17 protein-coding genes and 2 pseudogenes are annotated in these 19,141 nt (G+C 56.8%); 13 read left to right on the top strand and 6 right to left on the bottom strand.

Annotated elements, in window-relative coordinates; genetic code table 11:
• Positions 1 to 85: 85 nt before the first annotated feature.
• Positions 86 to 2,038, bottom strand: a complete 1,953-nt coding sequence (locus tag QBJ92_RS19590) for a hybrid sensor histidine kinase/response regulator (RefSeq protein WP_277971364.1) — start codon at positions 2,036 to 2,038, stop codon at positions 86 to 88.
• A 534-nt stretch (positions 2,039 to 2,572) separates the two neighbouring features.
• On the opposite strand from QBJ92_RS19590, the gene QBJ92_RS19585 reads away from it, so the two are divergent.
• A complete protein-coding gene (locus tag QBJ92_RS19585; RefSeq protein WP_277971363.1) occupies positions 2,573 to 2,755 on the top strand; it encodes a hypothetical protein in 183 nt (60 codons plus the stop codon).
• Between the two features lie 247 nt (positions 2,756 to 3,002).
• Here QBJ92_RS19585 and QBJ92_RS19580 read toward each other — a convergent pair whose 3' ends face one another.
• On the bottom strand, positions 3,003 to 3,716 hold the full coding sequence (locus QBJ92_RS19580) for a hypothetical protein (protein ID WP_277971362.1): 714 nt from the start codon (positions 3,714 to 3,716) through the stop codon (positions 3,003 to 3,005).
• Positions 3,717 to 3,865: 149 nt separating this feature from the next.
• Entirely contained in the window at positions 3,866 to 4,942 is a 1,077-nt protein-coding gene (locus tag QBJ92_RS19575) for a protein CsuE (protein ID WP_277971361.1), read from the bottom strand.
• 410 nt (positions 4,943 to 5,352) lie between these two features.
• On the opposite strand from QBJ92_RS19575, the gene QBJ92_RS20700 reads away from it, so the two are divergent.
• The 4 genes from QBJ92_RS20700 to QBJ92_RS19555 all read left to right on the top strand — a co-directional run bounded on the left by QBJ92_RS20700 (position 5,353) and on the right by QBJ92_RS19555 (position 8,828).
• Positions 5,353 to 6,636 (top strand): PAS domain-containing protein, encoded by a 1,284-nt coding sequence (locus tag QBJ92_RS20700; RefSeq protein WP_431358440.1) that lies wholly within the window; start codon positions 5,353 to 5,355, stop codon positions 6,634 to 6,636.
• Between the two features lie 6 nt (positions 6,637 to 6,642).
• Positions 6,643 to 7,386, top strand: a complete 744-nt coding sequence (locus QBJ92_RS20695; protein WP_431358439.1) for a response regulator — start codon at positions 6,643 to 6,645, stop codon at positions 7,384 to 7,386.
• Between the two features lie 395 nt (positions 7,387 to 7,781).
• Complete coding sequence (locus tag QBJ92_RS19560) at positions 7,782 to 8,147, top strand: DoxX family protein (RefSeq protein ID WP_277971360.1); 366 nt, start codon at positions 7,782 to 7,784, stop codon at positions 8,145 to 8,147.
• Positions 8,148 to 8,150: 3 nt separating this feature from the next.
• Complete coding sequence (locus QBJ92_RS19555) at positions 8,151 to 8,828, top strand: SDR family NAD(P)-dependent oxidoreductase (protein WP_277971359.1); 678 nt, start codon at positions 8,151 to 8,153, stop codon at positions 8,826 to 8,828.
• A gap of 617 nt (positions 8,829 to 9,445) precedes the next feature.
• Here the strand turns inward: QBJ92_RS19555 and QBJ92_RS19550 are convergent.
• Positions 9,446 to 9,784 (bottom strand): response regulator, encoded by a 339-nt coding sequence (locus tag QBJ92_RS19550; RefSeq protein WP_277971358.1) that lies wholly within the window; start codon positions 9,782 to 9,784, stop codon positions 9,446 to 9,448.
• 53 nt (positions 9,785 to 9,837) lie between these two features.
• Here QBJ92_RS19550 and QBJ92_RS19545 point away from each other — a divergent pair, with 53 nt between their 5' ends.
• The 4 genes from QBJ92_RS19545 (at position 9,838) to QBJ92_RS19530 (ending at position 13,858) form a co-directional block, all read left to right on the top strand.
• Positions 9,838 to 10,206 (top strand): response regulator, encoded by a 369-nt coding sequence (locus tag QBJ92_RS19545; protein WP_277971357.1) that lies wholly within the window; start codon positions 9,838 to 9,840, stop codon positions 10,204 to 10,206.
• A gap of 163 nt (positions 10,207 to 10,369) precedes the next feature.
• Positions 10,370 to 11,541 (top strand): IS3 family transposase gene (locus tag QBJ92_RS19540; protein WP_277971356.1). Its coding sequence is split into 2 segments (ribosomal slippage): positions 10,370 to 10,634 and positions 10,634 to 11,541, totalling 1,173 coding nucleotides; the frame shifts between segments, so codons are not numbered across the junction.
• 658 nt (positions 11,542 to 12,199) lie between these two features.
• Positions 12,200 to 12,724, top strand: a complete 525-nt coding sequence (locus QBJ92_RS19535; protein WP_277971355.1) for a PEPxxWA-CTERM sorting domain-containing protein — start codon at positions 12,200 to 12,202, stop codon at positions 12,722 to 12,724.
• Between the two features lie 168 nt (positions 12,725 to 12,892).
• The gene (locus QBJ92_RS19530; protein WP_277971354.1) at positions 12,893 to 13,858 is read left to right on the top strand and encodes an IS481 family transposase; all 966 of its coding nucleotides are present in this window, start codon (positions 12,893 to 12,895) and stop codon (positions 13,856 to 13,858) included.
• Positions 13,859 to 14,270: 412 nt separating this feature from the next.
• Here the strand turns inward: QBJ92_RS19530 and QBJ92_RS19525 are convergent, their stop codons facing one another.
• Together QBJ92_RS19525 and QBJ92_RS19520 are read right to left on the bottom strand one after the other, a co-directional pair.
• Positions 14,271 to 14,768: a MucR family transcriptional regulator gene (locus tag QBJ92_RS19525; protein WP_277971353.1), complete on the bottom strand. Its 498-nt coding sequence runs from the start codon at positions 14,766 to 14,768 to the stop codon at positions 14,271 to 14,273.
• A gap of 203 nt (positions 14,769 to 14,971) precedes the next feature.
• Complete coding sequence (locus QBJ92_RS19520) at positions 14,972 to 16,321, bottom strand: methyl-accepting chemotaxis protein (protein ID WP_277971352.1); 1,350 nt, start codon at positions 16,319 to 16,321, stop codon at positions 14,972 to 14,974.
• A gap of 133 nt (positions 16,322 to 16,454) precedes the next feature.
• On the opposite strand from QBJ92_RS19520, the pseudogene QBJ92_RS20690 reads away from it, so the two are divergent.
• The 4 genes and pseudogenes from QBJ92_RS20690 to QBJ92_RS19505 all read left to right on the top strand — a co-directional run.
• Positions 16,455 to 16,547, top strand: a pseudogene (locus QBJ92_RS20690) (Vmc-like lipoprotein signal peptide domain-containing protein); the annotation flags it as partial.
• A 318-nt stretch (positions 16,548 to 16,865) separates the two neighbouring features.
• Positions 16,866 to 17,201 carry a hypothetical protein gene (locus QBJ92_RS19515; protein ID WP_277971351.1) on the top strand — a complete coding sequence of 112 codons (336 nt, stop codon included), beginning with the start codon at positions 16,866 to 16,868 and terminating at the stop codon, positions 17,199 to 17,201.
• A 418-nt stretch (positions 17,202 to 17,619) separates the two neighbouring features.
• A pseudogene (locus QBJ92_RS19510) lies at positions 17,620 to 17,788 on the top strand (IS5/IS1182 family transposase); the annotation flags it as partial.
• Between the two features lie 653 nt (positions 17,789 to 18,441).
• A complete protein-coding gene (locus QBJ92_RS19505) occupies positions 18,442 to 18,729 on the top strand; it encodes an HU family DNA-binding protein (RefSeq protein WP_277971350.1) in 288 nt (95 codons plus the stop codon).
• The last annotated feature ends 412 nt before the right edge of the window (positions 18,730 to 19,141 follow it).

The raw sequence follows: 19,141 nt of genomic DNA, 5'->3' as shown, positions 1-19,141 counted from the left end.
TGAACGTCCGGTTGTGGGTCAAAACTTCGAGCATAGGAAATCGCCAACGGATTTAGCCCGCTTGCGCGTTAGCGATCGAGACAACTCATGTTTTGGACACCAACTGCAGGACTGCTGCAAGCTCGTCGATGGAATAAGGTTTATGGACGAGAGGCAGTCCGCCCGACCCATGCTCAACGATCATGTCGCTATACCCGCTGGCAAGCACTACTGGCAGCGTTGGATAAAGGCGATATATCTCTGCCGCAAGTTCGATCCCCGAACGCCCTGGCATGACTATGTCGGAGAACACGACGTCAAAAGCGTCCGGCGCTCCGGCCAACGTAGCGAGTGCGTCATCAGCATTGGCCTTCCACAACGAGCGATAGCCAAGCTCGGTCAACGCTTGTGTAGCAAACTCGCCAACCTCACGATTGTCCTCGACGACGAGGACCTGTGCTCCCTGATGAAGCGCCTTCTTTGCGATTGGTGCATCAGCCCGTTGGGGTTCCGGTTCTGCCGCTGGCAGGTACAGCGTGAAGGTGGTGCCGCGGCCTAGCTCGCTCTGAACGGCAACATCACCGTGGCTCTGCTTGGCAAATCCGAACACCTGGCTGAGACCGAGGCCCGTTCCGTGGCCAACGCCTTTGGTTGTAAAGAAGGGTTCAAAGATATGCTCAATCTTGTCATTGGCGATGCCACTGCCGGTATCGGAGATTGATATTGCCACATACCGCCCCTCAACCGGATCGTGGCCTCGGATTGCAGGCAGTCGGTCGACCGCCTTGATGCCTACCGTCAACTTACCTTCTCGGGTCATGGCGTCACGCGCGTTGACCGCCATGTTGATGATCGCAGTGTCGAACTGGCTGGGATCGGTAATTACCCAATGCGGCGCCTCACCGAGATCATAGATGGTTTCCATCCTTGGGCCCGTCAGGGTCGGTAGGATCGAGGCCAGGGCTGCCAGGTTCTCCATCGCATCGAAGATCTGCGCCTTGAGGGGCGACCGCCGTGCGAATGCCAGCAGCTGACTAGTTAGGCGGGTAGCCCGTTCTGCGGTATCGGCGATCGCGTCGATGTAGCGCGCTCGCTTATCTTCGGGGAGGTCTGGTCGCCGGAGTAGGTCTACCGAGCCTTGGATGACGGTCAGCAGATTGTTGAAGTCGTGCGCAACTCCACCGGTCAGCTGACCGATTGCTTCGACCTTCTGCGATTGTCGCAGTGCTTCCTCGGTTCGGCGCAACGTCTCTCGTGCTGTAACTTCTGCGGTGACTTCGCGGCCGGTCGCATAGGTGAGATCGCCGCTGGGGGCGGCCACCCAAGAGAACCATCTAGGCTCGCCGTACTTGTGGCGGTAGCGATTGACGACGCGCACCTGATCACCGCCTCCGACGACCTCTAGCGCCTCATCGATCGCCTCGTGGAAGTCGGGAAGCACGAACTCGTTGATATGGTGCCCGACAAGTTCTTCGGGCTCATAGCCCAGTAGGGTTGTCCAGGCCGGGTTCACGCGCCGGAAGATGCCGTCGAAACCGATCATCAGCAGCAGGTCAGGTGACACGCTCCAGAAGAAATCGAGTTTATCAGAATGCTCCAGAACCCGCTGCTCCAAGACCGCGTTGAGATGCTGTAGCGCTTCCTCGGCCTTACGCCGTTCGGTAATGTCGATTGCGGTACCCGAGAAGCGGACGGGCTGACCGCTCTCGTCTGCAATCATCTGGCCCTTGCATTCCACCCAGCGCACCACCTCAAGAGGCAGCGCGAGACGATAGTTGATCAAGAAGTCGGCGCCTCTATCGAAGACGTCCCGGATCTTGGTGTGTAATAGGACCAGATCCTCCGGAAAAACGTGCGTCTGGTACTCCGCTTCGGTAAGCCCCAGCGCGGTCCGCCCGACGTCAAGTCCGTAGAGCCGCGCAAAATTGGCATCGCCGTGCAGTAAGTCTGTTTCGACCATCCAGTCCCACAGACCGACCATACCGGAGCCGTCCAGTGCCGCCTGCAACCGCTCGTTAGCTGCTGTCAGCCGCAGAATTTCCTGTTGTGCAGCTTCCATGCGACGCATTTCGATCCATAGCGGGGCGCCAGGTGTAGTACGCCGTGCTCCCCCGCGATCTATAGGGGAGGGAGAAGGCGCAAGCCACTCAAACTATTCATTTTAGATGGCCTCATGCCTTTGTGCCATTGCCATCGGCGGATGCTGTCAGTGACTTACCGCTTCGGGCGGATATCCCCCGAGCCGAACGACTTACTGTTCATGCTTTGTCGCTGTCCGGCGACGGGCCAGCCGACCTCCGAAACATTCACCCGCGGCCATGAACCAACGTCCGTTGTGGGAACCGCAGGACTTGCGTGAGTGACCGATTCTGGGTCATAAGTACACCACCGTTCGCTGTCGCAAATGTGCATTGAAACCGCTTCTTTTTGGAACGGACATTTGCGACAGCCCGATGATCGCTCTTCAGTCAGCCGTCGGCGTGGTCACAGCTGTCGCTAAATTTAGAACATTCGCGACACGAGGGCGCCGAGTTTTGGGGATCTGCCGCACGCATGGCATTGGTGGTACGATGATCGTATGCTGAAAATACGGATGAAGCGGGAAGCAGCGCAGAACGCGGGCGCGATGAAGCGTCTCTCGCAGATTGAAATGTCGATCATAGAACTCGGAGACGAGGACCTGCTCGATCTTGCCGACATTTTTAGAGAGAGATCCCAGACGGCCATCGCGCAGTATGCCTTTGCTGAAATGGCCCGGCGCGAAATCAGCCTTTGAGCTGTTGGGGCAATGCGGACCGTATGACGGCTACCGCCCAACCCGGACGTTTAAGCTGGCAACCCAGGCTCCCGAAAGCAGCCATTCGTTAGGCGCGATCTTTCCCGTTTCTCCGTCTCCGACCTGCCATTTTGGTAAGAGCAATCGGGGCCAGATTTTGGAAAAGCAGGTGCCCCGGGCGACCGTTCCCGCAGTCTCCTGGGCGACTGTCCCGCTATGAGTTCTCAACCGGAGTTAGAAAAGCGGCTTAAAAGACAGGCCGCAGCCGTACGCAATCCCTGCGATGCTCGATCGCCTTCATCATGGGGCCGTGGTGATCCATTCCCGTGACGATTGCGACCCTGCAGCCCTTCATTCCATGAAGGCAATGAATGACATTGTCGTTCAGATGCTTGTCACGCGCCGCATAGAATTGCGAAATGACGCTGTATTGCGTACCGTCCGTCAGGTGCTTCAGCGTGGCGTAATATTCTGCCGTAACCGCGTCGTAGCGCCCGTCGGCCAACGTTGTTGCCGTGGCGGTCACGGCTATCTGCTCCTGTCGCTCACTCAGAGAGGCAAGCTGGGCTGAAAGACGTCGGTCGTTTGGCGTTCGGTCCTGTGGAGCGGCGTCCATCGAGCGTTCCAGCTGTTTCACCCGACTGTGCTTCTTCCACCAGTCATCGGGAACGGCCTTCCCCGCCAGATCATCACCCAGCCAGTCGAAGCCGAACACCCGCGATTCATATATTTTCGCGAGATGCACCATTTCGGCGGGGTAGTTGCGAGCGAGGTAGTCATCGCCACGATCAAGGTCTTCTTGGCGTATTTCCACCCCCACTTGATCGGGTCGGAACTCGGCCACCAGCCGGTATATGTCCGAGTAGCCGTACAAGGCGTTGCCCTGATGCAGTTTGTGCATGACCGGCACTATCAAAATTTGCGTAGGCTCGATGCAAGCAGATGCAACGGCCCGGCTCATCGGTGTGAGGGCGCCTAAAATGCCAAAAACTACCGCACGTCGCTGCAACACGAGAGTCCCTCCCCGTTTCACCACGCTGTTCAAGTCGCGATTATCTGATATCACCGTTTTAAAAGTCTATCTAGCAGCTTTTACCGTAACTTTTTTTACTAACGAATAAGGTAAGGCACAGAGACAGAGAATGTAGACTGCTTTGCCATCGTCCCTCTTGCGCGAATTCGTACATGAGTAACTGCCGATTGAGAGACTGCATTTCCTACTATTGGTGCATAGCTCCAAGATTGCCCGGCGTCTGACGAAAAGTCCACGTCATCCGTCATGTCATCAGGACCAGAGTAACGCATTGTCAAAGTAGACGCGGGCGAACCCTCGGCTATTGTGATGGCAGATCCGCCGCTTGCTCCATCCCCATCCAACGCGATAGCAGTACCTACCGGCGAAGGTACAACAACGATTACGGCACCTACGTCTAGCGGAACGATATCAGGATTGACCACGGTCATTGTCACCCGGCGCTTGGCTCCTGGCAACGCTTTTGGTCGAGACGTCCCATCGACAGGGTCCCACGTTGATGTCGATAATATCGAGATCGTAGGGTTCTGCGCCGCGACATTAAGAGTTACATCGATTACCGAAGTGCCAGTCCCACTCTCGGCACCGCCGACGCACGCACCGAGCAGGCTGATCCCACTCGGGCAGATTTTCCAACTCCAGAAAATCGTAATTCTGTCTTTATAGACACCTTCAGGCGGAAATAACGCTTCGTTTGGTGTTATGAAAAATGGTAAATCTGCAGAACTGGAACCCAACAGTCCCAACAAGTTCAACAGGTTGTTTTGCATATAATCGATAGTTGAATTTTGCGAGAAGGCAAATGTGCCACTCGGGTCAGCCGACGCCTTATATCCAACGCTGAATACCCCTGAGGTAGCTAAAAGTTTAAGGCCATTCTGGCTTGAAAACTTTGCCTTTATGTTGTCATCACTGAGAAGCACCAAGAGGGCGGAATTACACTGTAATCCTGCACGGCTCTTTATCGTAGGAACGGCCTTGGCCTTTACCGCTGCCGGCGAATAGGTTCCCAGATTAGAGCTAAAGCTAGTGCTCACGGTGCAAGCTGCGGCTGGTCGTGCCAGCACGGCAGCGATCAGCGTGGATGCGAATAAGACATACCGCAAGAACCTGCGAAGTGAAACTGACGGCTTGCATACAACGACTAACGCCATTGTCATATCCGTCGTGCCCGCTTCGACGGTCTGACAGGGCTTAACCGCTTAGGACGGCATGAAGCGTTTTCATAGATCGTTGTCGTGCGAAGGACTCCATCAACGGTATAACTAACCGTTAAGTCAACTTTTCTACTTGAGCATATCGCGGTAGCGGCTTCCTGCGACAGATCGTTCTTCGTTGCGAGCACAGGGTCTTGGTCCAGGGAAAGCATAAGGAGGGATAGGATCGGAAACAAAGAAAACTCCTGAATAACTCCGAAGCCATTTATCTCTGCTTGATGATTAACATTTCACTAGCGTACATGGACTATAAAACCAAAGTCTAATGGCATCACGTAGTTATCGACCAAGGGGACTGCCCGTCAATCGATGGCTCCGTAGGCTGGGCCTTTTCACGCGCAGTGCCGATGTTCGACGCCGAGCGAAACATCGCGGGATGGATGGAGGCGGCCTCTGACATCACCGAGCAGAAAAATGCCGAAGCAGCGCTTCGTGAAAGCGAAGCGCGTTTTCGTACCATGGCTGATCGCGCACCCGTCATGATGTGGGTCACCGACCCCAGCGGCTTTTGTATTCATTTGAACGCCCGGTGGTACGAATTTACGGGTCAAGCACCGGGCGCGGGTGAAGGTTATGGCTGGCTTGATGCGGTCCACCCCGACGACAGACCCGCGGCGGAGGCGGCTTTTGTCTTAGCTAATAACGAACAGCAAGATTACCGGACTGAGTTCCGCTTACGCGCGGCTGATGGAGTTTACCGGTGGACGATCGATACCGCAGCCGCAAGGTTTGACGACGCCGGCCGATATCTCGGCTACGTCGGCTCGCTTATCGATATTGATGACCGCCGTGAGCATGAAGCGCAGCTAGCCTTCAAAGAAGAGCAGTTGCGCCTTGCGATCGACATCGGTGAGATCGGCGAGTGGGACGTCAATCATCTCACCGGCAGCATGTTCTGGCCGCCACGGGTCAAGGCGATGTTCGGGATATCCCTGGATGTCCCCGTAACGCTGGACGACTACCACAACGGCGTTCATCCTGATGACCAGAGAGCAACTCGCGAGGCCTATGAAGCTGCGAGCGATCCCGATCTACGCGCATTCTACGACGTTGAATATCGGACGGTAGGCAAGGAAGACGGCATTATCCGCTGGGTTGCTGCCAAAGGCCGCGGCCTGTTCAACGCTGACGGGGATTGCACTCGGGTAATTGGCACAGCCATCGACATTACCGAACGTAAGCGGCTCGAAGAACAGATCCGCGATGTGAATGAGACGCTCGAAACGCGTGTAGCCGAACGCACCGCCAAACTTCAGGAAGCTGAGGACGCTTTGCGTCAAAGTCAGAAAATGGAGGCGATGGGAAGCCTTACTGGCGGCGTCGCCCATGACTTCAATAATCTGCTGACGCCGATCGTCGGGGCGCTCGACCTGCTTCAGCGCAAAGGCGTGGGAGGAGAGCGAGAGCAACGACTGATCGCTGGCGCGATTCAATCCGCCGACCGCGCCAGAACTCTGGTTCAGCGACTTCTCGCATTTGCCCGGCGTCAGCCACTCCAACCCGTCGCAGTCGATATTGCGGGTCTTGTGAAGGGGATGGCGGAGCTACTTGCAAGCACCACCGGGCCGCAGGTGGACGTCGTGGTAGACGTGGCAGATGAATTACCGCCAGCGAACGCCGATCCGAATTAGCTCGAGATGGCGCTCTTAAATCTTGGCGTGAATGCCCGCGACGCGATGCCGGATGGCGGCACGCTGCGGATCAGTGCCACCCGTGAAAGCGTTCGTAATCCGCGCGGCATACTTAAACCCGGGCACTATGTCCGACTTTCGGTTGCAGATACTGGTTTGGGGATGGACGAAGCAACGCTCGCGCGGGCTGCCGAGCCGTTCTTTTCGACCAAAGGCGTTGGCAAGGGTACCGGTCTCGGACTGTCGATGGCACATGGTTTGGCAGCGCAGCTTGGGGGTGCACTCACCATTCAAAGCCGACAGGGTGTCGGTACTAACATTGACCTGTGGTTACCGATCAGTGCGGCCGTTGTAGACGACGGGGCGGTTGCTCAACATCCTTTCAAACCAGGTAAGGCTTCGGGAGTCGTACTTCTTGTCGATGACGAGGAAGTGGTGCGAGCCAGCACTGCCGATATGCTCGAAGAATTAGGGTATGTTGTGCGCTCGGCGGTGTCGGGCGAAGAAGCCTTGAAGCAAGTTGGCGAAGGCCTTGACCCTGATCTGTTGGTCACCGATCATCCTATGCCGGGGATGACTGGGGTGGATCTCGTTCGTGCCTTGCGAAAGACGAAGCCAAACCTACCAGTGCTGATCGTATCGGGCTACGCTGAAACAGAAGGTATTGCCCCGAACCTACCCCGTCTTACGAAGCCATTCAGAAGCGCGGAACTAGGAGCAAGTCTTGCTACCCTTACGGCCAGCCGCTAGTTTACGTTTAGCTGGTCATGCTTTCCCAAAACAGCATCCCTTTTGGAAAAGGCGGTAGCCCCGCAACGTCGGCTATTGCCACCCGCCTTCCCGAAAGCCGCCGTTCCGCTCTCGACCAGGTCAGACACTCCACTGTCGCAAAAGCGGCGACATGCGCGACGTTCGAAACTTAGCACTTCCGCGACAAGCTCAATCGGCTTGCGTCTAATCGTCGGAACTCGGCGTCACGAACGATAAGCTTGGAAGCGGACGAGCCTTAATCGAATTGCTAGCGGGCAACCACCCCGCTTGCATATATGGTGACGGCTCTTGCCTGGTCTTCAGGCATTGCCGAGGCGCAGTCGTAACAGCTCGGTTCCTCGTAGGAGTGACATATGGTTTCCTGGTCTCCCCGCATGCTCAGCATTCTGCGCATCGTTGCAGCCTTGCTCTTCTTGGAGCACGGTCTGATGAAGCTGTTCCACTTCCCCGTAGCCCAGCCCGGTGTTCCCGACCCGCTGCCGGTTATGCTGGTCGCCGCCGGTGGTCTCGAACTCATCCTGGGTCTTTTCCTGACGCTGGGGCTGTTCACACGCGTTACGGCGTTCATCGCGTCAGGCGAGATGGCGGCAGCCTATTTCATCGGTCACTTGCCATCGGGTTTCTGGCCGGGCGTGAACGGCGGCAGCGAAGCGATCCTCTACACCTTCCTGTTCCTATATCTTGCTTTCGCCGGCGGCGGTGCGTGGAGCGTCGATGCTAGCCTAAATGAAGGTGCGTGAGAGATGACGGGGTTACGCAGGGCTGTGGTGGTCGGCGCCTCGCGCGGGATCGGCAAAGCGTTGGTCGAGGAGCTTGCCCGCCGTGGAACGGCTGTCACGGGGACTGTGCGGGATCCACATGGATCCGGCCCGACGGGTGACGGCCGATCCGTCGTGCTGGACCTTTCGGATCCCGATGCGGGACGCGCGCTCGAAGCGGTCGTCTGCCCTGGCGAGTTGGACGCACTCATCGTGAACGCGGGCATTTTCGGCCCCGCGCATCAAGATGTCGCACAGGTCGAATGTGAAGAGACGGCGGAGTTGTTCTGGACCAACGCCATTGCGCCTGTCCGCCTTGCCCGCCGGTTGCTGCCGCTGGTGCGACGGGGTGGCGTGATCGCCTTCATGTCGTCGCGTACCGCCAGTATTGCGCTCAATGCCGAGGGAGACATGGAACTCTATCGCGCCAGTAAGGCGGCGCTGAACGCGCTTTCCCGATCGTTCGCCGTCAAGGATGCGCTTCCTGCCGACATCGCTGTGCTGCTGTTACATCCCGGTTGGGTTCAGACAGAGATGGGCGGCAGCAATGCGCCAGTCACGATCAGGCAGAGCGTGGCTGGGTTGAGTGCCGTCATCGAGAGGGCGCTGGACCATCCTACCTTTCGCTTTGCCGACTATCAAGGCGACGAACTCGCTTGGTAGGTTCCCATAGTTGGATCAACAATGAGGAGAACAGAGACGCTACCTTCTCGCTGTCGCCAAAGGCGGGACATATGCGACGGCAGAAAGTTAGAACATTCGCGACACGAGGGCGCCGAGTTTTGGGGATCTGCCACATGCATGCCATTGGTGGTACGATGATCTCATGTTATAAATACGGATGAAGCGGGAGGCGCAGCAAAACGCGGGCGCAATGAAGCGTCTTACGCAGATAGAGTTGTCCATCATAGAACTTGAAGACGAGAGCCTACTGGATTTTGCCGACATTTTTAGTGGGAAGCTTGAGACAGCTATCGCGCACGCGCGCTCGAGCACGTCTTCGGCACTCTCAAGGACCGGGTGGGGCAAAGCTATTTCAAGACGCGAACACTGAGGAACGTCGGAACCGAGTTGAGCCTCCAGCTCCTCGCATACAACACCAAGCGCGCCATCGCTCTGGTTGGTGTGCCGGGACTGATAGCAGCGATGCAGGCCTTAACACTGCGTTCACGCGCGTCTCAATCAGCGACGCTTCGTCACCGTTCTTACGCAACCCCCACCCAAGTCGGACGTCCGTGATGCAAAGCTAAAGTTTTGCGTCACGCCTCGGTTATCGGTCTTTAAGCTAATAACTCCCCTTCTAGTTGCCCGATCGTAAAGGGCTTGCAGAGATACCGTATACCTTCTGGCAGCCCATTCGGTTTCGGATTACCGGACATCAGCACAACGGTCGCCGGCATCTGCAACGGATTGCTGGCGATAAATTGAACGCCTGACACGCCAGTGCCTAGGTCATCATCACAAAGCAGCATATCGATATCGCCGTCAGCAAGCGGCGCCTGTGCAGCGTCGATCGAAGCTGCTTCAATCACGGACAGGCCTAGTTCGCGCGCAAGGCTCGCTATCATCTGACGGACTAGCGCGTTGTCACCTACGATCAACAGTTTGCCACTAGCCATGCTCACCATCCTAGGTTCAGTATGTATTTTAGAAAACGTTGGGAACTCAGACGATGTCTTGTGACCGTTGGGTTATCCTCGTCGTCGATGACGAGGAAAGGATACGAACGTTGATCGGGGATCAACTCGAGACCGTGGGCTACAAGGTAATCCTGGCAGCCAGCGGCGATGACGCATTCAAGATCGTGCAAGGCGTGACTCACATTGACCTTATTGTAACAGACGTCAGAATGCCTGGAGCTATAAATGGTTTCGACTTAGTTCGAAAAGCGCTCGCCGACCGCCCCCACCTTCGGACGATTATCATTTCAGGCTACACTGGGGAAAGCATCCAGCGCACTGGTCTTGCAGACCGCTTTCTACAGAAACCGTTCACGTTACAGACTCTGGAAAACGAAGTCCGAAGTCTGTTAGCCGCTTAGCAATCCGAAGTTACCATTCAACACTTACCCGCCGGTTCACCGGCGTGTCGCGATGTATACCGACGGAGTCTTGGCCCGCCGGCAAGCGCTGCGCATCTCTTGATCTGCCCCCCGCTGAGTGGCCCAGAGACTATGATAGTCTGGACCACGAAAGGGACGACGAATGCCGAGCAAGAAGCACAAGCCGGAAGAGATCATCGGGAAGCTGCGTGAAGTTGAGATCGTGCTGGCACAGGGGTCATCGACGGCCGAAGCGTGTCGGCGGATCGCGGTCAGCGAGCAGACCTACTATCGCTGGCGCAAGGAATATGGCGGTCTGAAGACCGACCAGGCGAGGCGGATGAAGGATTTGGAGAAGGAGAACCTTCGGCTTCGGCGAGCGATCTCGGACTTGACGCTGGACAAGCTGATTTTGCAGGAGGCTGCCCGGGGAAACTTCTGAGCCCCGCGCGGCGACGACGCTGTATTGATCATGTGCAACGAGAGCTTCCGGTGTCCGAGCGACGGATCTGTCGGGTGCTGGGCCAGCATCGATCGACGCAGCGCAAGGTGCCGCGCGGGGCAGATGACGAACAGGCGCTGTCGGAAGACATCATCGCGTTGGCGAAGCAATATGGTCGCTACGGCTATCGCCGGGTGACCGCGTTGCTCTGCCATGCGGGCTGGACGGTGAACCATAAACGGGTCGAGCGGATTTGGCGGCGCGAGGGGCTCAAGGTCCCGCAACGTCAGCCAAAGCGTGGGCGGCTGTGGTTGAACGACGGCTCGTGCATCCAACTGCGCCCGGAATATCCGGGGCATGTGTGGGCGTACGACTTCGTCGAAGGCCGCACGCATGATGGTCGCAAGTTCCGCATCCTGACCATCATCGACGAGGCCAGTCGCGAGTGTTTGGCGCTCATTGTGGCACGGCAGCTCAAACATGAAGACGTGCTGGCGGCTTTGGCCGACCTGTTCGTCACACGGGGGCCACCTGCACATATCCGGTCGGACAATGGCGCCGAATTTATCGCCAATGCCGTGCAGCAATGGCTCGGGCAGATCGGCGTGAAGACGATTTACATCGCACCGGGATCACCATGGGAGAATGGCTATAATGAAAGCTTCAACGGGTCGCTACGCGACGAACTACTCAACGGCGAGATCTTCTACAGCCTCGCCGAGGCGAAGGTGCTGATCGAAGCATGGCGGCGACATTACAACACGGTCCGTCCGCACAGCAGCCTGGGCTACCGACCACCGGCCCCGGAGGGAGCCTCACCGCCATATCCGGCCTCCGGTTCCGCTTCGCTCCACCTCCGCCCGGATGTGGCGGTGGCGAGCATAATCCACTAACAATCAACCCGGTCCACTCGACGGGGGCAGGTCATGGTTCGGCCCGCAGCGCAGCTGCTGATGCGCCAAATCTCGCGCCGCAGCGAATTCCGCTACATCTGCGGGCTCGTAGAAGCCCGCCATGTGACAGGTGACCAGACTGAGGGTCGGGTCAACTTCAAAGCTGTAGGTTGGCGTCGTTGCCCTCCACTACCAGTAGCTCCTTATCGAATCATTGCTTCCGGTAACCGTATGTCACTGCGGGGATGAACAGGCGGATGCGGATAGCTGACGTAGCCAAAAGTGCCGCCTTTCCCGACAGGGATCCATTCATGGAATGAAAGCGCTTATTGAGCGCAGACGCGGACTCTCTCATTCACCCAGCATCCGCCTCGCTTGCAAGACCGGCGGATCGGGGCTGGGACCTTCCCACCTCCGACACTGACGAGTGCAGGGCTGGTCGCCTGGTACGAAGCCGGCATCAATCCAATAGACTCCAATCCGATGGGTTGGGGTATGACGTAAGCAGGAAATTACTACTAACGGGGAAGAGCCGATCACCACCGACGTCGCGTAACAACTTTTGTTTTTTTAACCACTTAGCAACTATCTCTAAAATCGGACGTACCTTCGACGCTATCCTTCCGTGATTCGCGGTTTTAGGAGGCGGGGAGTGGATATGAAAAAAGTAGCATTGTGTTTGTCGGCTGCAATCGTTGGCATGGCTTCGCCCGCATACGCAGCACCGCTGGTTTTTAACTTTTCCGGTCCTTCAGGCACAGCAGTGTTCCAGCTCGATTCTAATCCAACACCGGATACGTTTAGCAGCTTTCTCGGCTCTGATCAGATTGCCTTTAAGAATGTGTCTGGTGTTTTTGGCGGTATTGCAGGAACCGCCGACAATATCGGGTTTGGGAACGGCCTGTTCGCTTCGTTGAACATCAACGCCGCGAACGTAGGTTTTTCACAGTTCTCAGGACCGACCTTGTTTTCCGGTCCGGCAAATGCGCCGACCTTCTCAGTCGGTAGCTTTGTCTTGATTAATCCGTTCTTTGGCAATGCCAGCCTGACGATATCCCCGGCGGCAGTAGCCGGCGCGGTACCCGAAACGGCGACGTGGGCAATGATGTTGGTCGGCTTTGGCGCAGTTGGCTTTGCAATGCGTCGTCGGTCGAAGGTTCACTCAACAGTGACCTACGCTTGAATTTCTAGCGCTAAGTCAATTTGTAGAACATTTCTAAAAATGCCGCCGGTCCAGTTGCCGGCGGCGTTTTAAAAACCTGAGCTTCGAAACAGGAGTCCTTAGCAGATCTAGGTGTTTGATCCCGGGGTGTGGTGGTACGATTGACCGACACGCAGGGCGGGAGGAGTTATGGGCCAGGTTCTGCACGGCAGCGCCACGACGACTGAGGCAGTCCGTCGAGCGATACAGCGGAGTGAAGAGAGCGTAAGGGCGCTCGCCCGGCGCCATGGGATCAGTCCGACGACAGTGCAGAAGTGGCGCAAGCGGGCGCATACCGCCGATGCCGCGATGGGGCCGAAGGCCATTCATTCCACCGTTCTTACGGCTGAGGAGGAAGCGATGGTTGTGGCATTTCGCCGCCACGCACTGCTGCCGCTCGACGACTGCCTGTACGCGCTGCAAGCCACGATCCCGCATCTCACACGCTCGGCGCTCCATCGATGCCTGCAGCGTCATGGCATCAGCCGATTGCCCGACATGACTGGCGAAAAGCCCGCCAAGCAGAAGTTCAAGGCATATCCGATCGGCTACTTCCACGTAGATATCGCTGAGGTCCGCACCGAGGAGGGCAAGCTCCACCTCTATGTCGGAATCGATCGCACCTCGAAGTTTGCCTTTGTTCAACTCCATGAAAAGGCAGATCGGCCGACCGCGGTCGCGTTCCTGGAAGCGTTGCTCGAAGCAGTGCCCTACGACCTCCACACCATTCTTACCGACAATGGCATCCAGTTCGCCGACCTTCCGCGCAACCGCGATGGATGGACCGCGCGATACCGGATCCATCGCTTCGACCAGATCTGCCGCGAGCACGGTATCGAGCAACGACTGACCAAGCCCAACCATCCGTGGACCAACGGCCAGGTCGAGCGGATGAACCGCACCATCAAGGACGCCACCGTCAAACGCTACCATTACGATAGCCACGACCAGCTTCGGCGCCATCTTCAGATCTTCATCGACGCCTATAATCATGGGCGCCGTCTCAAGACGCTACGCGGCCTCACGCCCTACGAATATGTCGCACGCATCTGGACAGAAGACCCAGCTCGATTCAAAATCGACCCGTATCGCCACACCCCGGGACCAAACACCTAGCACTTAATTTTCAATAGGAAGGCCTGACAACTCCAGATTGGTAACATCCGTTATTCTTTAAACACAAGTCTTTATGAGAATCGGCTGGCGACGGCGCTGCGCAGAAAACGGTCGATTCTGCAACGGCAGCTTTCGGGTGGAAAAGGGGACAGTCGCTTTCGCCCGATTGTGTTGAAACCCCCACAAACGCGATGACCCGCCCTGCACGGGAAGCATAATTGCAAAAAGACAACGCATTCGTTGCAGTTATGGTGCCCTAGAGATGGACCTTGTGCGTCATTGTTGTGCGGAGGTAGCCACTTTGCCCCCTTGCAGAGTTTTTCAACAAAATCGCCCACTAGCGGACGATCATCTACGTCAGGACGGTGCCTACTGGCGGCGAACACAACCGTTATGTTCGCCGCCTGTCACTTTAAGCAGGCTCGGCTTCCTTGGGGGGACGACCACGCTTCGGTACCGATGTGGGCGCCGCTGCCTTAACGGGCGCTTTCTGGCCCGGCTTCCGACCGAGACCGATCTTCTTGGCCATATCGCGACGTATTGCCGAGTAGGAGGGTGCAGTCATGGGATAATCGGCCTTCAAACCATATCGCGCACGATATTCAGCGGGCGTCATGCCGTTCGTAGAGAGATGCCGCGTAAGCGTCTTGTAGGGCTTCCCGTCGATCATCGAGATAATGACATCCGGATTTGCCAGCGACTTCCGCGCCGTGACCGCAGCAGTAAATTCGGGAGCCGCTTCCTCAGCGGCAGCTGCTGCCGGCGCAGTCGAAAGACCGATCACTGCGTCATGCATCGACCTCAAGAATGCAGGGACATCCTCCGCCGACGTGCGCGTATTCGGGTTGGACAACCATGCCATCGTCAATTCTGTAGCAAGCTCGACGGCGTTCGTAGTTTCATCAGTCAATTTGAATTTCCTTCCTCGGTGGCTATAGCGATGACGTCGTAAACTCACCCTGAACACCTTAACTTTTCTAGTTGATTGTCAGAGGTTCCTCGAACGCCCAAACCCTAACTGTATGTTGGTTTACTCGCGTTCGCTAACGCCGTCTGAGCAGGCAGAAATCCCACAAGCAGCGATCAGCTTAGCCCGCCGCTACGGCGGCTAAATTAACTCGCTACTCGGCGACAAAAGTCGTCGGCACTGTTCTTCAGGGTGTTTAGTCGTCCATCCAGCCGGTCGAAGCCATAGCCGACAGTGTCGATCTCGGCGGCGACGGTTTCGGTATCCCCATGGATAGCCGCGATCGTATTCGACATCGAATTGGCGGCGAGTGCCGTTTCATCCACGGCGGCCGTGATTGCGGTCACGGTCTGCGCCTGCGCTGCCATCGCATAGCGGATGCGGTTCGCGGATACCTGAATTTCGGCGACAATCGCCTTGATTGAGGCGTTGGTGTCGACGGTCGAACGCGTGGCGGACTGGATCGCGGCGATCTGGGCGGCGATGTCATCAGTGGCACACGCAGTCTGCTTGGCGAGGCTTTTGACTTCCTGTGCGACTACCGCGAAGCCGCGTCCGGCATCACCTGCGCGCGCCGCTTCGATCGTCGCGTTCAATGCGAGCAGGTTAGTCTGGCCGGCTATGTCGCGAATCAAGCTTAAGATCGACTCGATTGATGTGGCATGTTCGCTTAGCGCATTTGACATGCCGACCGCCTTGGTCGCCTGAATACTGGCGCGGCTAGCAATTTCGGCCGCATCTTCGACCTGGTTCCGCGCGTCCTCGATCGCGTGGATCAGGCCTGCGGCAGTTTGAGCGGCCCCCCGCATCGCAAGGGCGGATTGTTCGGCGGCGGTAGCGACTTCGCTGGCTTTACCAAGCACGCCGCGCGCTGCGACTGCAGTCCTTGCGGTCTGTTTGCGGAGATCGGATCCCTCGATCGAACTGTCGGTGACGAGCGTTGCGATCCCGCTACGAAAGGCTTCCGCAGTTATGTTACGCTGACGCTGCGTGGCGCCGTCAACATGTGCGGCGTAGATGGTTGCAAGGACGTCACATTCCACCGCCTGAAGACGGAGGAACAGCCGGTTGATAGCTGTCCGCTCCTCCTTCGAGCAGTTGTATTCGTCAGTCATGATTTCCACAGCAAGCGCGGTCGTGGTGCTCCCGAGTGCCAGGATCGCTGTAAGGGGGACGTTCGCCTCAAACGCCGAGGCTACCCGACTTGCGCTGTGGTTTACCCATTCTCCGCCGCGCACATCGCAGAGCCGGGACTGCACGGCTCGTATTGGTATTGAAAGACGGTGATTGCGGTCAGCGTAAGGAGCGTTTGGCAGCAGCCGGTACCAGCCGTCGATCTCCGCTTCGGCAATACGCCGTACATGAGGCTCTATGATCAGCCAAATGTGGTGACCCAACAGGGTGTCTGCGTCGCTGAAGCCAAACAGACGAAGTTTTTCGGCAAGATCGATATCGATCTGGCTATCGTGAAGATCTACTTTCTTACCCACGCCCATCCCTCACGTCCTAACCAATCATAATTAAGGCGGTATTGATGAAGGCAAAATCTAAAGCATTTCCCGCGACGATCTGCATCGTCCGTCGAAGCATGTAGCCACGTTCTCGGTCCGCTGATGGCGAACGTTTAGCGTTCTTGGTACGTCTACAACTGGGGCGTCGCGGCCGACGATAGCCGTTAGCTGTCATCCCGATTCCGCCAGCTTTTCTCAAAACGGATGGTGATTTGCGAATGATCGGAGCGGCTGCATAGCTTATCCAGCTCGGTCTGGTTCAGCTACCCAGAGCAGGTTCCTGCGGCGGCCTCAACTGACTACTATTTGCATGCGGTACGCTACCTCGGTGTCCCCGTGAGCTTGCACTTATGGGTCGTTGTGCTAGCAGAGCGGTGCCGAAAATAGAGTGGACCGGTGGTGTCTCGGTCCTCCGCCTCTGTGCGGATCTTCCCAGCCGCGGCGTCGAACCAGCAGTGTCTGGATTGGCGCGCATGCTCACCTATTGCGCATTGCTTGCCCTTCCTGCCTGCATACCGGGAAGTAAGCCATGTCTGACGTTGAATACCACGCCTTTAACCTCGTGCTTGCTGCAAGCGTTGGCGGTTGGGGCTTTTGTGAGCTGGTTCGTCCAGCTTGGCTCGAAAGAGGTGCTTGGCGAGACCGGTATCCCTCAAGTCTTCTCTATGCGAGAGGAGGGGCCGCTTTGGTTGCGGCAGGACTGTTGCTTCGCCCAGGCATGAGCTTTGCCGGATCCTGGCTTCTTTTGGCACTTGCAATGACAGTGGCGACCGCATTTTTGATCGATGGCGAGCTTCAGCTGGCCATGGTGCCTTTGTTCATCGCTGTTGCAGCAGGCGCGAACGGTTATCTCAATGTCATTTGAAACGCGGCCTCTTTCAACGCCTGTGTACGTTGTGGCCCGTCCTGGCAGCAATTTGGAGCGGACGTTGCTCCGTGCGATGGAGGAAGATGACGTTGTAGTCGCGCGGCTGACCCGCGCATTCGTTCGCTGCAGTATGACCCCGAATACGCGGGACTTTCGGGATTTAAGACAGGATCTTGCGGTGATCGCGACGAGCCGGGCACCGGCCGGCATGGACCATCCAACCCTCCAAAGTGCTATGGCAGAAGAAGCAGATGATAACCTTCGGCTGGTCCGACTAGCCACGCTTGGCCTCGTCCTTTCTCAGCCGGAGAGCTGGTTCAACACAAGCGAAGCACACGAATTACTTAGTAGTTTGATCAATCGGACTTACATTTGGTGAAAGCTAGGGTCAGGACCCATAAACGGGATTCCCTTGAAAGCCCACCGCTCGGCAGGCGGTGGAAAAATGGGGGCGCTCGTCCAAGCGATCGGGATCAGTCGAGGTGGTCGCAACAGCAAGCTCCACACCCTTACCGACGGCCAAGGTCGCCCCGCTCCGCTTCCTGCTGACCGGCGGCAAGGTCGCCAACTGCCGTGCCGCCGACACGGCGCGAGGGGGCTGAACCAATACTCCCATCGCCGCCACCCGGCCTGCATGTCATACCGACAGGCGGGCCTCTTTGGCCGGTCGATCAACGGCAAGCGAATGTCGCGACTTGGTAAAAATTGAAACGCTAGGTCGGGCTTCGGGAGGGCCTACCCGACCTAGCGTTAGCCACAAGCACCCGTCCACTGGTGCAACGCCGAGTTACCCTTTCACGATTAAAAAGATATTAACGACGAAAAGCGACGACTGAAAGTCGCGCTAATTATTCTTGTAATTAACTTTGTACGCGATGAACTCTGCCCTAACCACGCATACAGCTACCAGTAAGAGCTGGCGGGTAGAATCGCCACGCCAGCCACCTCAATCAAGGTGCGATTGTTTTGCGGAAAGTGCGTTTGTTAGATGGGTGGATGAGAACGTTTAACAGGTAGTTTTTCCTGAATTTTCATCAAGCGGCATACTGAAATTTCGATCTCTTAAAGGCTACGTGGCCAATAATATCGACAATTGGAATGTACTGCCAACCGCTTGTTGAAGTTGAGCTCCGGAACATGCTCCCTTTGGGTTACGTTCGATCTACTATGCAGCGAAGACATGGAGACTCGGGGATGGGCGTAGTGGTATGGGTTCGCGCGGCAAGGGTGACACAGCATGCTTCGATCTGATCTCGTACAGGCGGTCTCCGCTGATAACCCGACATTACCCCTTCCGGTCATCGACGCCGTCGTGTCCTGTTTTTTTGAGCAGATCACCAACCGGTTGGCAGAGGGCGGGCGTGTCGAGCTGCGGCGTTTCGGCACATTCACAACTCGTGAACGCGAAGAACGGTTATGCCGCAACCCAAAGACTGGGGAACCGGTCCAGGTTAACGCAAAGCGCGCGCTCCACTTTAAGCCAGCAAGAGAACTGCGCACAAGCGTGACGATCGGGAAGAAATGATTCTTTCTTGTCGCCTTGCAAGGGGGTGCGACCGCGAACGCGTTATAGCTTACCCTCTCCCATTTTTGTCGCCGCAGCTTTACAGATTATTAACCATTTTCTGAAAAGATCTAAAGGTCGAAGCGGGGGCTGGAGATTCCCAATGCTCAACAAATCTGAGATTGAAATAGAGATCAACAGAACGAGGCGGATGGCTGATCAGCTGTTCGACGAGCGTTCTGCAAAGGCGCTTAAAACATATACGACAGAACTTGAACGTGCTGCTGACCTTATCAAAAATAAGGGCCACCGTTTCGTCCTGTCATCAAGCTTTTGAAAAGCTCCTGCAAGCATTCAGCAAAGGGTTGGCTGCGTTTCGCGAAGTGCCGCACGCACCATCGCGCAATCCTCACGAGCATGAATTGCTATCGAG

Origin of the sequence: Sphingomonas echinoides, from assembly GCF_029623395.1 — a bacterium.
In the GTDB taxonomy this organism is placed as follows: domain Bacteria; phylum Pseudomonadota; class Alphaproteobacteria; order Sphingomonadales; family Sphingomonadaceae; genus Sphingomonas; species Sphingomonas echinoides_A.
This window is presented reverse-complemented; position numbering and strand designations above follow the sequence as displayed.

Bases quoted from the DNA above. Each gene is read 5' to 3' on its own strand.
- QBJ92_RS19530 (WP_277971354.1), top strand. From the start codon at position 12,893: ATGGGCCAGGTTCTGCACGGCAGCGCCACGACGACTGAGGCAGTCCGT.
- QBJ92_RS19590 (WP_277971364.1), bottom strand. From the start codon at position 2,038: ATGGAAGCTGCACAACAGGAAATTCTGCGGCTGACAGCAGCTAACGAG.
- QBJ92_RS20700 (WP_431358440.1), top strand. From the start codon at position 5,353: ATGTTCGACGCCGAGCGAAACATCGCGGGATGGATGGAGGCGGCCTCT.
- QBJ92_RS19545 (WP_277971357.1), top strand. From the start codon at position 9,838: ATGTCTTGTGACCGTTGGGTTATCCTCGTCGTCGATGACGAGGAAAGG.
- QBJ92_RS19585 (WP_277971363.1), top strand. From the start codon at position 2,573: ATGAAGCGGGAAGCAGCGCAGAACGCGGGCGCGATGAAGCGTCTCTCG.
- QBJ92_RS20695 (WP_431358439.1), top strand. From the start codon at position 6,643: ATGGCGCTCTTAAATCTTGGCGTGAATGCCCGCGACGCGATGCCGGAT.
- QBJ92_RS19535 (WP_277971355.1), top strand. From the start codon at position 12,200: ATGAAAAAAGTAGCATTGTGTTTGTCGGCTGCAATCGTTGGCATGGCT.
- QBJ92_RS19520 (WP_277971352.1), bottom strand. From the start codon at position 16,321: ATGGGCGTGGGTAAGAAAGTAGATCTTCACGATAGCCAGATCGATATC.
- QBJ92_RS19515 (WP_277971351.1), top strand. From the start codon at position 16,866: ATGTCTGACGTTGAATACCACGCCTTTAACCTCGTGCTTGCTGCAAGC.
- QBJ92_RS19550 (WP_277971358.1), bottom strand. From the start codon at position 9,784: ATGGCTAGTGGCAAACTGTTGATCGTAGGTGACAACGCGCTAGTCCGT.
- QBJ92_RS19555 (WP_277971359.1), top strand. From the start codon at position 8,151: ATGACGGGGTTACGCAGGGCTGTGGTGGTCGGCGCCTCGCGCGGGATC.
- QBJ92_RS19575 (WP_277971361.1), bottom strand. From the start codon at position 4,942: ATGGCGTTAGTCGTTGTATGCAAGCCGTCAGTTTCACTTCGCAGGTTC.
- QBJ92_RS19580 (WP_277971362.1), bottom strand. From the start codon at position 3,716: ATGAGCCGGGCCGTTGCATCTGCTTGCATCGAGCCTACGCAAATTTTG.
- QBJ92_RS19560 (WP_277971360.1), top strand. From the start codon at position 7,782: ATGCTCAGCATTCTGCGCATCGTTGCAGCCTTGCTCTTCTTGGAGCAC.
- QBJ92_RS19505 (WP_277971350.1), top strand. From the start codon at position 18,442: ATGCTTCGATCTGATCTCGTACAGGCGGTCTCCGCTGATAACCCGACA.